The organism is Enterobacter sp. JBIWA008 (assembly GCF_019968765.1).
Lineage (GTDB): Bacteria > Pseudomonadota > Gammaproteobacteria > Enterobacterales > Enterobacteriaceae > Enterobacter.
This window is the reverse complement of sequence record NZ_CP074149.1, coordinates 3986141-3999815: the sequence shown is the minus strand read 5'-3', so window position 1 is coordinate 3999815 and position 13675 is coordinate 3986141. Positions and strand designations below refer to the sequence as shown.

The window sequence follows — 13675 nt, the reverse complement described above, 5'->3', positions numbered from 1 at the left end:
GTGAGCAATGAGCGAAATGATAACCGTCGGCGACGCCATCGCCAGAACGCTGGAGCAGTATCAGGTTGAGGCCATCTACGGCGTCATCTCCATTCACAACCTGCCGATCGCCGATGCGGTAGGGCAGCGCGGCAACATCCGCTTCGTGCCCGCGCGCGGCGAGGCGGGGTCCGTCACCATGGCCGACGCCCACGGGCGCTTTTCCGGTCTCGGCGTGGCGCTGACCAGCACCGGCGCGGGGGCGGGTAACGCGGTCGGCGCGCTGGTGGAGGCGATGAACGCCTGCACGCCGCTGCTGCACTTAACCGGGCAGGTGGAAAAGGCCTGGCTGGATGCCGACACCGGGTTTATCCACGAAACCCGCGATCAGCTGACCTTCCTGAAGGCCAGCTCAAAGCGGGCGTACCGCATCAGCAACGCCAACCAGGCGATAGCGATTCTGCATAAAGCGATTCAGGAGGCGCAGACGCCGCCGTGCGGGCCGGTCTCCGTGGAGATCCCGATTGATATTCAGGGCGCGAAAATCCCGCTGTCGCTGGTGACCTCCCCGGTCAAGCCTGCGTCGGGGGGAAACGTTGATGCAGCCGTTGTCGATACGCTGTGGGCGCAGCTGAAGCAGGCAAAACAGCCGCTGCTGTGGCTGGGCGGCGGGGCGCTGGGCAGCGCTGACGCCGTGAAAAAACTGGCGGATGCGGGCATCACCGTTATCTCAAGCACTCATGCGCGCGGCGTGCTGCCGGACGGCCATCGCGCCAGCCTGCGGGCGTTCCACAACTCGCCGTCGGTCGAGGGGCTTATCGCGCAGTGTGATTTTACGCTGGTCGCCGGTTCACGCCTGCGCAGCAACGAGACCCGTTCCTGGACGCTTGAGCTGCCGTCCCCGCGCGTGCAGATTGATATCGACCCGGCGGCGGCCAGCCGTAACTACCTGATGGACAACACCCTGGTCGCGGACTGTTCCGCGTTGCTTGGTGCGCTGGCCGGCAAGGTCCAGGGCCGCGAATGGGGCAATGCGCAGTGGGATGCGCAGGTGCAGCAGGCGGTTGAGCAAGCCGAGCAGGGGCTGCGCGAGCAGTGCGGCGCCTACGCGAAGCTCAACGACGCCATTGAGAAGGGGCTGCCGAAGGACGGCCTGCTGGTGCGTGATATTACCGTTTCCGGCAGCCTGTGGGGGAGCCGACTGTTCCGCGCCAACGGCCCGCTGATGAACATTCACTCCCTGGCCGGGGCGATAGGCATGGGCCTGCCGATGGCTATCGGCACCGCGATTGCTAACCCGCAGCGTAAGGTCGTGGGGCTGGTGGGCGACGGCGGCCTGAGCCTGAACCTTGGCGAACTGGCGACGCTGGCGCAGGAAAAAGCCAACGTGACGCTGCTTATCATGAACGATGGCGGGTACGGGGTGATGCGCGGCATTCAGGATAAATATTTCGGCGGGCGGCAGTATTACAACGAGCTGCACACCCCGGACTTCACCCTGCTGGCACAGGCGATTGGCCTGCAGGCGTGGAGCGTTGAGCGAGCAGAAGATTTTGATGCCGTGATGACGGAGGCGCTGGCGATGCCGGGGCCGTCGGTGGTGGAAGTGCGAATGGGGCAGATTGGCGCCCTGAAATTTGCCGGGCCGCCGCAGAAGACGCTTTACTAGCTTTTTCTCCCTCTCTCTGTGGGAGAGGGAGAAAACTCCAGGCCGGGTTAGGCGAAGCCGCCACCCGGCTTTTTTCATCAGAACACGTTAAACGGGTATTCCACGTAAGCGCGGATCTCGTCCCCGCCCACGTTGTACTCGCTGGCGTTGCTGGAGACGCGCAGCACGGAGTAGCGCAGTTTCAGTTTCAGATCCTTCGCCGGACCATCCTGCACCTGGTACTGGATCTGGTTAAACCACTCGTGCTCTTTGCCGTTGCTGGTTTCAGAGGTTTTGATGTTATCGCCACGCACGTAGGCGGTGGTCCAGCTCAGGCCCGGCAAGCCAAGGCCGCCAAAGTCCAGACCGTAGGATGCCTGCCAGGAACGTTCATCTTCACCGTTAAAATCAGACCAGTAGGAGTTCGCCAGCCAGATGGTGTTGCCGCCGTCACCCACGCCGCCCTTGTCGCGATAGCCGCCGTAATTGTAGCCGGTGCTGCCGCTGCTCTGCTGGTACGCCACTTTGAACGTGTGAATGTCCCTGATGTAGCTCGCCGCCAGGCTCCAGATGGTGTTGCTGCGGCCGGTGTCGAGGCTGTCCGCGTAACCCTGGTCCAGACGGGAGTTATAGCCGTTGAAGTCGAGCACCAGCTGCTGCCCGGTGCTGAACGGCTGTTTGAAGTTCATGCCCAGGTACTGCTTGTTCATCACCTCTTCATTATGAGAGGCGTACAGCGCGCCGCTGAACTGGTCGTTAAACTGATAGCTTGCGCCGCCGAAGGAGAGGCTCTTCAGTCCGCTGTCGTGGCGGTCATCGCTTTTACGCTGCTCGTCGGTGAAGTAACCGGCGTTGATTTCCAGACCGTCGATCTCTTTCGAGGTCAGCATGGTACCGGTGTAGCTTTCAAAGAGCAGACGGGAGCTGTCGGCATTGATGATAGGCAGCTCGGGACGCTGATTTCCGTAGCTCAGGACGGTGTTTGATATGCGCATTTTGGCGGTTGCGCCAAACTTTGCCAGATCGGATTTTGCCCGACCATCGTCTTCCTGCTTAAAGAAGTCGATGCCGCCTGCGCCGCTTTTGCCGCGGCCGCCGTCCAGGCGCACGCCATATTGAGCAATACCGTCCACGCCAAAGCCCACCAGCCCTTCGGTATAGCCTGATGCAAACGTGGCGATGATCCCCTGGCCCCATTCGGCTTTATCCTGCTGGCCCTGATGGTAGTCGCGGCTGATATACGCATTGCGGAAAAACAGATCCAGATGGCTGTCGTCAATGAAACCCTGGCTGTTGGATTGCTGGCTTGCAGCGGCAGGTAATGCGGCAAATAAACTTAAAGCAATTAATGATAATTCTTTTTTCACGGAGGGAACGTCTCTGTCTGCATATATTAATTTGAATAACTGCAGGATGATAATTACCGGAAAAAGTGACCTTTGCAATAATTATGTGACCAGACATTTCAATGTGATAGTGCAGGTTTGGCGGGGCTTTCAGGGGAGTTATCGATACGTGCTGTTAAGTTAACAATTCATGCGAAATAAAAAGGAGGCAAATCTGCCTCCTTCCAAAATTATTTAATTCCGTCTGCGGCCATACGATCGCGAATATGTTGTGCGCGCTCTTCTGAGGCCGGATGATCGTCAAACATTGAGCTTTGGCGTCCTGCTTCCAGCTTGGCCAGTTTTTCAAAGCTGGTGGCTAAACCTGATGGATTAATGCCGCGTTTGCGCAACAGATCGTAGGAGTAGTCATCCGCCTCGGACTCCTGACGCTGTGAGAACTGGGAGTTAACCAGCTTTTCACCCACGTCCCCAAGCTGTGACTGCGACAGGCTGCCAACGATACCGCCCGCTGAGGCCGCCGCTGCGCGGATGGCATTGGTGCCCAGGGCAACCTGCATCCCTTTCTTCACGTGGCCCAGGGCAACGTGGCCCATTTCATGGCCGATGACCGCTTCCACTTCGTTGTCGGTCATCATGTCCATCAGCCCGCTATAGACGCGGATACAGCCGTTCGCCATCGCGAAGGCGTTGACGTCTTTCGCCATGTACACCTTGTAGTTCACCGGCTGGCCGTTGATGTTGTCGCCCAGCGCGGAAGCAATCTTATTCAGACGCTGCGTATAGGTACTGTTAGCCGGCGCAAGCGTGGCTTTTCCGTCCATATCTTTACAAGCCTGGTCGCTTAGCGCTTTCACCTGCGCATCGCTCAGGGAATAGGCCTGAAAGGCCTCTGCGCCTGACGTCATCAGACCGTTAGAATCCATATTCTGACAGCCGCTCAGCAGGAGCGTTGTACCCAGGGCCAGCACTATTGCACGCATTTTCATGAGATTGCTTCCGTACTCGTTAATCTGAATAAAATCCAAAAAGTGCACCGTCAGCGAAGCCGGTGTCGGACTAAGTATAAGGAATATCTACAGGGCCGGGCGAGTAGATTGCGCAACATGCGAGCATGATCCAGAGATTTCTTAACAAGCAAAAGAATGCTCCATGTACATGACTTGCGGCTTGGGTTACATTGTTGGCACTTTTTTCCGGCGTAGCCCAAAACGCGCTGTCGTCAAGGGCATGGCCTTTAACAGTCCGATCTGGAGTTAAAATGTCCTCACGTAAAGAGCTTGCTAATGCTATTCGTGCGCTGAGCATGGACGCAGTACAGAAAGCCAAATCCGGCCACCCAGGGGCTCCTATGGGTATGGCTGATATCGCCGAAGTCCTGTGGCGTGATTTCCTGAACCACAACCCGCAGAACCCTTCATGGGCTGACCGCGACCGCTTCGTGCTGTCCAACGGCCACGGCTCTATGCTGATCTATAGCCTGCTGCACCTCACCGGCTACGATCTGCCTATCGAAGAGCTGAAAAACTTCCGTCAGCTGCACTCTAAAACTCCAGGTCACCCGGAAGTGGGTTACACCGCTGGCGTAGAAACCACCACCGGCCCACTGGGGCAGGGTATTGCTAACGCAGTGGGTATGGCGATTGCTGAGAAGACGCTGGCGGCGCAGTTCAACCGTCCTGGTCACGACATCGTAGACCACTTCACTTACGCGTTCATGGGTGACGGCTGCATGATGGAAGGCATTTCTCACGAAGTGTGCTCCCTGGCAGGTACCCTGAAGCTGGGCAAACTGGTTGCGTTCTATGACGACAACGGTATCTCCATCGACGGTCACGTTGAAGGCTGGTTCACCGACGACACCGCAGCACGTTTCGAAGCCTACGGCTGGCACGTTGTGCGTGGCGTTGATGGCCACGATGCTGACTCGATTAAACGTGCAGTGGAAGAAGCTCGCGCTGTGACGGATAAACCGTCCCTGCTGATGTGCAAAACCATCATTGGCTTCGGTTCACCGAACAAAGCGGGTACTCACGACTCCCACGGTGCGCCATTGGGCGATGCGGAAATCGCACTGACCCGTGAAGCGCTGGGCTGGAAATACCCTGCATTCGAAATCCCATCTGAGATCTATGCTCAGTGGGATGCAAAAGAAGTGGGCCAGGCGAAAGAAGCTGCCTGGAACGAGAAATTCGCTGCCTATGCGAAAGCGTTCCCGCAGGAAGCAGCTGAATTCACCCGTCGTATGAAAGGTGATATGCCGTCTGACTTCGACGCGAAAGCGAACGAATTCATTGCTAAGCTGCAGGCGAACCCGTCTAAAATCGCGAGCCGTAAAGCGTCTCAGAATGCGATTGAAGCGTTCGGTCCGTGGCTTCCAGAATTCCTGGGCGGCTCCGCTGACCTGGCACCATCTAACCTGACCCTGTGGTCTGGTTCTAAGCCAATCAACGAAGATACTGCCGGTAACTACATCCATTACGGTGTACGTGAATTCGGTATGACCGCGATTGCCAACGGTATCTCCCTGCACGGCGGTTTCCTGCCGTACACCTCTACCTTCCTGATGTTTGTCGAATATGCACGTAACGCCGTGCGTATGGCCGCGCTGATGAAACAGCGTCAGGTGATGGTCTACACCCACGACTCCATCGGTCTGGGCGAAGATGGTCCAACTCACCAGCCGGTAGAGCAGGTGGCTTCCCTGCGCGTGACCCCGAACATGAGCACATGGCGTCCATGTGACCAGGTTGAATCCGCAGTGGCGTGGAAATACGGCGTTGAGCGTCAGGACGGTCCAACCGCGCTGATCCTCTCCCGTCAGAACCTGGCACAGCAGGAGCGTACGCCTGAGCAGCTGGCGAACATCGCTCGCGGTGGTTACGTGCTGAAAGATTGCGCGGGCCAGCCTGAGCTGATCTTCATTGCCACCGGTTCTGAAGTTGAGCTGGCTGTTGCAGCGTGGGAAAAACTGACTGCCGAAGGCGTGAAAGCGCGCGTGGTCTCCATGCCGTCTACCGATGCGTTCGACAAACAGGATGCTGCTTACCGCGAATCCGTCCTGCCTAAAGCGGTTTCCGCGCGCGTGGCAGTGGAAGCGGGTATCGCTGACTACTGGTTTAAATACGTGGGCCTGAACGGCGCTATCGTCGGTATGACCACCTTCGGCGAGTCTGCTCCGGCAGAACAGCTTTTCGAAGAGTTTGGCTTCACCGTTGAGAACGTTGTCGCGAAAGCGAAAGAACTGCTGTAATCGTTTGTACTGTGCGGGCTGATGCCCTCACCCCAACCCTCTCCCATAGGGAGAGGGTGCAAACACTAAAAAACGGTAACCTTTCGGTTACCGTTTTGCTTTTGCCTCGGCGTAAATTATTCCACCTAAAATGTGACGCAAGTCATATAGCTCGCTTATTCATCTGGACAGACATTCCTTTTATTCCCCGATTCGCTTATTCTTGCTGAAGCGTTTCAGTCGATTAAATGTTCGACAATTGACCAATCAATCGCAGTTTGTGACAGCAAGGATTCCCCTTCGGGCGTAGCTGGATTACTCTTTCAGCCACCTCAAACTCAGGGATTGCTTTGCAGGAGATCTATGACCGTACGCGTAGCGATTAATGGCTTCGGTCGCATCGGACGTAACGTGGTTCGTGCTCTGTATGAATCCGGACGTCGGGCGGAAATAACCGTGGTGGCAATCAATGAACTGGCGGATGCTACGGGCATGGCGCATTTGTTGAAATATGACACCAGCCACGGACGCTTTGCCTGGGATGTTCGCCAGGAAAGAGATCGGCTTTTTGTGGGTGATGACGCTATTCGTGTGCTGCATGAGAACAGCATCTCCGGGCTACCCTGGCGTGAACTGGGTGTGGATGTGGTGCTTGACTGTACCGGTGTCTACGGCAACCGCGAACATGGTGAAGCGCATCTTGCTGCAGGCGCGAAAAAAGTCCTGTTTTCTCATCCCGGCAGTAACGACCTCGACGCGACCGTTGTGTTTGGCGTCAACCAGCATGAGCTGAAGGCCGAACACCGCATTGTCTCCAACGCCTCCTGTACCACCAACTGCATTATTCCGGTCATCAAACTGTTAGACGATGCGTATGGCATTGAATCCGGCACCGTGACCACGATTCATTCCGCCATGCACGATCAGCAGGTTATCGACGCCTACCATCCGGATTTACGACGCACTCGCGCGGCGAGCCAGTCAATCATTCCGGTGGATACGAAACTGGCGGCAGGGATCACCCGAATTTTTCCGCAGTTTAATGACCGGTTTGAAGCGATTGCCGTGCGTGTCCCGACGATTAATGTCACCGCAATCGACCTTAGCGTGACGGTGAAAAAACCGGTAAAAGCCTGTGAAGTCAACCTGTTGCTGCAAAAAGCGGCACAGGGGGCATTTCATGGTATAGTTGACTATACGGAATTACCGTTGGTCTCAGTAGATTTTAACCACGACCCGCACAGCGCCATCGTCGATGGCACGCAAACGAGAGTCAGTGGCGCACACCTTATCAAGACGCTGGTCTGGTGTGATAACGAATGGGGCTTTGCTAACCGAATGCTCGACACGACGTTAGCAATGGCTGCTCAAGGTTTCAGGTAAGACGCATCGTGCGTCTGCAAAACTTTAAGAATCAACGAGAGGATTCACCATGTCTGTAATTAAGATGACCGATCTGGATCTGGCTGGTAAACGCGTTTTCATCCGTGCCGATCTGAACGTACCGGTTAAAGATGGCAAAGTGACCAGCGACGCGCGTATTCGTGCATCTCTGCCAACCATCGAACTGGCTCTGAAGCAGGGCGCGAAAGTGATGGTCACCTCCCACCTGGGTCGTCCAACTGAAGGCGAGTACAACGAAGAGTTCTCTCTGCTGCCAGTGGTTAATTACCTGAAAGACAAACTGTCCAACCCGGTTCGCCTGGTAAAAGATTACCTGGACGGCGTTGAAGTTGCTGCCGGTGAACTGGTGGTTCTGGAAAACGTTCGCTTCAACAAAGGCGAGAAGAAAGACGACGAAACTCTGTCCAAAAAATACGCTGCACTGTGCGACGTATTCGTGATGGATGCATTCGGTACGGCTCACCGCGCTCAGGCGTCAACCCACGGTATCGGTAAATTCGCAGACGTAGCCTGTGCCGGTCCTCTGCTGGCTGACGAACTGGAAGCGCTGGGTAAAGCACTGAAAGAACCTGCTCGTCCAATGGTGGCTATCGTTGGTGGTTCTAAAGTTTCTACTAAACTGACCGTTCTGGATTCCCTGTCTAAAATCGCTGACCAGCTGATCGTTGGCGGTGGTATCGCGAACACCTTCGTTGCCGCTCAGGGCCACAACGTGGGCAAATCCCTGTACGAAGCAGACCTGGTTGACGAAGCTAAACGCCTGCTGAGCACCTGCGATATCCCGGTTCCAACTGATGTTCGCGTAGCGACCGAGTTCTCCGAAACCGCAACCGCGACCCTGAAATCTGTTAACGACATCAAAGATGAAGAGCAGATTCTGGACCTGGGCGACGTTTCTGCACAGAAACTGGCTGAAATCCTCAAAAACGCAAAAACTATCCTGTGGAACGGTCCTGTTGGCGTGTTCGAATTCCCGAACTTCCGCAAAGGTACTGAAATCGTTGCTAACGCTATCGCAGACAGCGAAGCGTTCTCTATCGCAGGCGGTGGTGACACCCTGGCAGCAATCGACCTGTTCGGTATCGCTGACAAGATCTCCTACATCTCCACTGGTGGCGGCGCATTCCTCGAATTCGTGGAAGGCAAAGTACTGCCAGCAGTAGCAATGCTCGAAGAGCGCGCTAAGAAGTAAGCCATTCAAGGGCAGGGAAACCTGCCCAATTTTCAGCGCGCTTTTAAGAGCTCGCACCTTTTCTAACGGCCGAAGATACAGGACTAAGCAACATGTCTAAAATTTTTGATTTCGTAAAACCTGGCGTTATCACTGGTGATGACGTACAGAAAGTGTTCCAGGTAGCTAAAGAAAACAACTTTGCTCTGCCAGCAGTTAACTGCGTGGGTACCGACTCCATCAACGCCGTACTGGAAGCCGCTGCAAAAGTTAAAGCACCGGTTATTGTTCAGTTCTCTAACGGCGGTGCTGCGTTCATCGCAGGTAAAGGCGTGAAAACTGACGTTCCTCAGGGTGCTGCAATCCTGGGTGCTATCTCTGGTGCGCACCACGTACACCAGATGGCTGAGCACTACGGTGTTCCAGTTATCCTGCACACTGACCACTGCGCGAAGAAACTGCTGCCGTGGATCGACGGTCTGCTGGACGCCGGTGAAAAACACTTCGCGGCTACCGGTAAGCCACTGTTCTCTTCTCACATGATCGACCTGTCTGAAGAGTCACTGCACGAAAACATCGAAATCTGCTCCAAATACCTGGCGCGCATGGCCAAAATGGACATGACTCTGGAAATCGAACTGGGTTGCACCGGTGGTGAAGAAGACGGCGTAGACAACAGCCACATGGACGCTTCTGCACTGTACACCCAGCCAGAAGACGTTGATTACGCTTACACCGAGCTGAGCAAAATCAGCCCACGCTTCACCATTGCAGCGTCCTTCGGTAACGTACACGGCGTTTACAAACCAGGTAACGTGGTTCTGACCCCGACTATCCTGCGTGATTCTCAGGAATACGTTTCCAGGAAACACAACCTGCCGCACAACAGCCTGAACTTCGTCTTCCACGGCGGTTCCGGTTCTTCTGCTCAGGAAATCAAAGACTCCGTAAGCTACGGCGTAGTGAAAATGAACATCGATACCGACACCCAGTGGGCAACATGGGACGGTATCCTGCAGTACTACAAAACCAACGAAGCTTACCTGCAGGGTCAGCTGGGCAACCCGAAAGGCGAAGACCAGCCGAACAAGAAATACTACGATCCACGCGTATGGCTGCGCGCAGCGCAGACATCCATGGTGACTCGCCTGGAGCAGGCTTTCAAAGAACTGAACGCGGTAGACGTTCTGTAATTTGAGCTGCTAACAGCATCAGAAGGCCCGCAAATGCGGGCCTTTTTTTATGCTTTTTCAACACCCTGTCAGGCCGGTTTTTGTGATCTGTTTGGCAAACCCGGCGCTTTTTGTTTACCCTTTATGGACTTGCCTGTCTCCATGGGGGATGGATTTTGTGTTTTGGTTTAACAAAAGGAAGAATAAATGGAACAACTCGATGTTGTAGACAGCATCAATAACGCCGGTAACTGGCTGGTGCGCAACCAGGCACTGTTGCTGAGCTATGCCGTGAACATCGTCGCGGCGATTGCCATTATCATCGTCGGGATGATCGTGGCGCGCATTGTATCGAACACGGTTAACCGCGTAATGCTGGCCCGTAACATTGACGCCACGGTGGCTGACTTCCTCTCCGCTCTGGTGCGCTACGGCATTATCGCCTTTACGCTGATTGCGGCGTTGGGCCGTGTGGGCGTGCAGACCGCTTCCGTCATTGCCGTTCTCGGTGCCGCTGGTCTGGCTATTGGTCTCGCGCTGCAGGGCTCGCTTTCAAACCTGGCGGCTGGCGTTCTGCTGGTTACCTTCCGTCCCTTCCGCTCCGGCGAATACGTTGACCTTGGCGGCATTGCCGGAACCGTGCTGCAGGTGCAGATTTTCTCCACAACCATGCGTACCGTCGATGGCCGCATCGTGGTCGTGCCGAACGGGAAAATTATCGCGGGCAACATCATTAACTTCTCCCGCGAACCGGTGCGTCGTAACGAGCTGATTATCAGCGTGGCGTACGACTCCGATATCGATCAGGTTAAGTCGCTGATCGCCAACATCATCTCCTCAGACGATCGTATTCTGAAAGACAAAGAGCAGACGGTTCGCCTGAACGAACTGGGCGCTTCCTCCATTAACTTCGTGGTGCGTATCTGGAGCAAAAGCAGCGATCTGCAAAACGTGTACTGGGACGTGCTGGAACGCATTAAGCGCGACTTCGATGCCAACGGCATCAGCTTCCCGTACCCGCAGATGGACGTAAACGTCAAAAAAGTCAAAGAAGCAGAATAACTTCAACCGTAGGCCCGGTAAGCGCTAGCGCCACCGGGCTTTATTTTTATAAGTGCTGCTAATCCCCAATTAATATTATCAATTTCCTCTAATGTAATTCGCGCAGTATAGTCTCCTTCCAGAACAACACTGTGAGAATTTCGTCATGTTATCCTATTACTTTCAAGGGCTTGCCTTAGGTGCGGCCATGATCCTACCCCTTGGCCCGCAAAATGCGTTTGTGATGAACCAGGGCATTCGCCGCCAGTATCACCTGATGATTGCCCTGCTATGCGCGGTTAGCGATTTACTGCTGATCTGCGCCGGGATTTTTGGCGGCAGCGCATTGCTGATGCAGTCTCCCTGGCTGCTGGCGCTGGTCACCTGGGGCGGCGTGGCGTTTCTGCTCTGGTACGGTTTTGGTGCACTGAAAACGGCGATGAGCAGCAACCTCGAACTGGCGAGCGCGGAAGTCATGAAGCAGGGCCGCTGGAAGATTATCGTCACCATGCTGGCGGTCACCTGGCTTAATCCGCATGTTTATCTGGACACCTTCGTGGTGCTGGGTAGCCTGGGCGGACAGCTGGACGTTGAGCCGAAACGCTGGTTTGCGCTGGGTACGGTTAGCGCCTCTTTCCTCTGGTTCTTCGGCCTCGCCATTCTGGCTGCATGGCTGGCACCTCGTCTGCGTACGGCCAAAGCCCAGCGCATCATCAATACGCTGGTGGGGCTGGTGATGTGGTTTATTGCTTTTCAGCTGGCAAAAGAGGGGATTCACCACGTTCAGGAATTGTTCAACTAATCCTTGTCTTATGGACAACTGAACAAGACGCGCTAAGCTTGCTGGCATGTGCCCTGTTAATGGGCGCTCTTCGCAACATGGAGGAATAACAGTGAAGTTTAAGGTGATGGCCCTGGCGGCATTAGTAAGTTTTGGTGCGGTGTCGGTGCAGGCAAGTGAACTGCCGGATGGCCCGCACATCGTCACTTCAGGCACTGCAAGCGTGGACGCGGTACCCGATGTCGCAACGCTGGCAATTGAAGTCAATGTGGCTGCGAAAGATGCGGCAACTGCCAAGAAGCAGGCTGACGATCGTGTTGCGCAATATCTCTCTTTCCTTGAGCAGAACGGTGTAGGTAAAAAAGATATCAACTCCGCGAACCTGCGTACTCAACCTGATTACGACTACCAGAATGGTAAAAGCATCCTGAAAGGCTACCGAGCCGTGCGTACCGTCGAAGTGACCGTGCGTCAGTTGGATAAGCTTAACTCGCTGCTGGATGGCGCGCTGAAGGCGGGTCTTAACGAAATTCGTTCCGTGTCGCTGGGCGTTGCGCAACCGGAGAAATACAAAGACGAAGCGCGTAAAGCGGCGATTGATGATGCCATTCACCAGGCGGAACAGCTGGCTTCTGGCTTTAAGAGCAAGCTCGGCCCGGTTTACAGCGTGCGTTACCACGTCTCTAACTACCAGCCAAGCCCGATGGTACGTATGATGAAGGCTGATGCAGCGCCTGTTTCTGCTCAGGAAACTTACGAGCAGCCAACCATTCAGTTCGACGATCAGGTGGATGTGGTCTTCCAGCTGGAGCCAACTCAAACTCAGCAAACTGAGGCGGCTAAGGCGCAGTAATTTGCCCTCACCCTAACCCTCTCCCACAGGGAGAGGGAATTCAAGCGATTAATCCTGTCTCAACACCTTATGTCCGTACGCCAGCAGCGCGTCGGTGACGTTGCGCATCATGCGGCTTTCCGGCGCAAAACGGTGCCAGTAGAGCATCCGGCGCTGATACAGCCCCGGCGTTAAGTCAATCAGCTCACCGCTTTTCAACTCTTTCTCAATCTGCAGATGCGGGATCATGCAGCAGGTGGTGCCCTGACGCGCAAGCTGCACAAAGGCTTCAGACGAGTTAACGATGTGGCACGGCACGCTGCCCGGCGGCAGATCGAAGTTTTGCTGCAGGAACGCCTGATGCATATCGTCCAGATGGTCGAACGCTACGGCAGGAGCTTTCAGCAGCGCGGCGCGGGTGACGCCGTTCGGGAAGTAGCGCTCGGCAAAGGCTTTTGAACCCACAAACAGGTAGTCCAGCGCGCCCAGCTGATCGACAAGACAGCTTGGCAGCGCCTGAGGCTGGATACTGACCGCCCCAACCACTTCGCCGCGACGCAGGCGTTCCTGGGTACGGGTTTCATCTTCAACCTGTAAATTCAGGCGGATAGGGGAATCCGCTAATACCGGCGCAAGGGCCGGCAGCAGCCAGGTTGCCAGACTGTCGGCGTTGACCGCCAGAGAGAGCAGCAGCGGCGTAGAGCCCGTTTGTTCGTCACCCAGCCACTCGTCTTCCAGCAGTTCAACCTGGCGCAGCAGGGCGAGGAGCTTTTGCCCTTGCTCGGTTGGACGTGGCGGCACGGTACGCACCAGCAGCGGCTGGCCGAACATATTTTCAAGCTGTTTGATACGCTGTGATACGGCGGACTGGGTGATGCAAAGCTTTTGCGCCGCGCGCTCAAAACCGCGTTCACGAATAACTGCATCAAGTGCCTGTAGTGTTCTGTAGTCCGGACGTTTCATTGCTCTGGCTGGCTCCTTAATTTTGCTTATTCTGCACTATGACACAATTTTCCCTTCGTGGCAGACGAATTCCATTCGACGTGTTCTATAATGCGCCCTGAGTTTT

11 protein-coding genes are annotated in these 13675 nt (G+C 55.4%); 8 read left to right on the top strand and 3 right to left on the bottom strand.

Going from position 1 to position 13675, the window contains the following annotated elements; genetic code table 11:
- Nucleotides 1-7 precede the first annotated feature (7 nt).
- The gene (locus tag KGP24_RS19240; protein ID WP_223561496.1) at nucleotides 8-1648 is read left to right on the top strand and encodes a thiamine pyrophosphate-binding protein; all 1641 of its coding nucleotides are present in this window, start codon (nucleotides 8-10) and stop codon (nucleotides 1646-1648) included.
- A 77-nt stretch (nucleotides 1649-1725) separates the two neighbouring features.
- Here the strand turns inward: KGP24_RS19240 and KGP24_RS19235 are convergent, their stop codons facing one another.
- Nucleotides 1726-2994 carry an OprD family outer membrane porin gene (locus KGP24_RS19235; RefSeq protein WP_223561495.1) on the bottom strand — a complete coding sequence of 423 codons (1269 nt, stop codon included), beginning with the start codon at nucleotides 2992-2994 and terminating at the stop codon, nucleotides 1726-1728.
- A 209-nt stretch (nucleotides 2995-3203) separates the two neighbouring features.
- The gene (locus KGP24_RS19230; RefSeq protein WP_021242066.1) at nucleotides 3204-3962 is read right to left on the bottom strand and encodes a M48 family metallopeptidase; all 759 of its coding nucleotides are present in this window, start codon (nucleotides 3960-3962) and stop codon (nucleotides 3204-3206) included.
- A gap of 272 nt (nucleotides 3963-4234) precedes the next feature.
- On the opposite strand from KGP24_RS19230, the gene tkt reads away from it, so the two are divergent.
- The 7 genes from tkt (at nucleotide 4235) to KGP24_RS19195 (ending at nucleotide 12627) form a co-directional block, all read left to right on the top strand.
- Complete coding sequence (tkt, locus tag KGP24_RS19225; protein ID WP_223561494.1) at nucleotides 4235-6226, top strand: transketolase; 1992 nt, start codon at nucleotides 4235-4237, stop codon at nucleotides 6224-6226.
- A 342-nt stretch (nucleotides 6227-6568) separates the two neighbouring features.
- Complete coding sequence (gene epd / locus KGP24_RS19220) at nucleotides 6569-7588, top strand: erythrose-4-phosphate dehydrogenase (protein WP_223561493.1); 1020 nt, start codon at nucleotides 6569-6571, stop codon at nucleotides 7586-7588.
- A 49-nt stretch (nucleotides 7589-7637) separates the two neighbouring features.
- The gene (pgk, locus tag KGP24_RS19215) at nucleotides 7638-8801 is read left to right on the top strand and encodes a phosphoglycerate kinase (protein WP_023333323.1); all 1164 of its coding nucleotides are present in this window, start codon (nucleotides 7638-7640) and stop codon (nucleotides 8799-8801) included.
- A 92-nt stretch (nucleotides 8802-8893) separates the two neighbouring features.
- Nucleotides 8894-9973: a class II fructose-bisphosphate aldolase gene (gene fbaA / locus KGP24_RS19210; RefSeq protein ID WP_223561492.1), complete on the top strand. Its 1080-nt coding sequence runs from the start codon at nucleotides 8894-8896 to the stop codon at nucleotides 9971-9973.
- Nucleotides 9974-10159: 186 nt separating this feature from the next.
- Nucleotides 10160-11014, top strand: coding sequence for a small-conductance mechanosensitive channel MscS (gene mscS, locus KGP24_RS19205; RefSeq protein WP_223561491.1), 855 nt, complete (start codon nucleotides 10160-10162; stop codon nucleotides 11012-11014).
- A gap of 145 nt (nucleotides 11015-11159) precedes the next feature.
- Nucleotides 11160-11795 carry an arginine exporter ArgO gene (argO, locus tag KGP24_RS19200; RefSeq protein ID WP_021242063.1) on the top strand — a complete coding sequence of 212 codons (636 nt, stop codon included), beginning with the start codon at nucleotides 11160-11162 and terminating at the stop codon, nucleotides 11793-11795.
- Between the two features lie 91 nt (nucleotides 11796-11886).
- On the top strand, nucleotides 11887-12627 hold the full coding sequence (locus tag KGP24_RS19195) for an oxidative stress defense protein (protein ID WP_029739214.1): 741 nt from the start codon (nucleotides 11887-11889) through the stop codon (nucleotides 12625-12627).
- 48 nt (nucleotides 12628-12675) lie between these two features.
- Here the strand turns inward: KGP24_RS19195 and argP are convergent, their stop codons facing one another.
- Nucleotides 12676-13569: a DNA-binding transcriptional regulator ArgP gene (argP, locus tag KGP24_RS19190; RefSeq protein WP_008499727.1), complete on the bottom strand. Its 894-nt coding sequence runs from the start codon at nucleotides 13567-13569 to the stop codon at nucleotides 12676-12678.
- Nucleotides 13570-13675 lie beyond the last annotated feature (106 nt).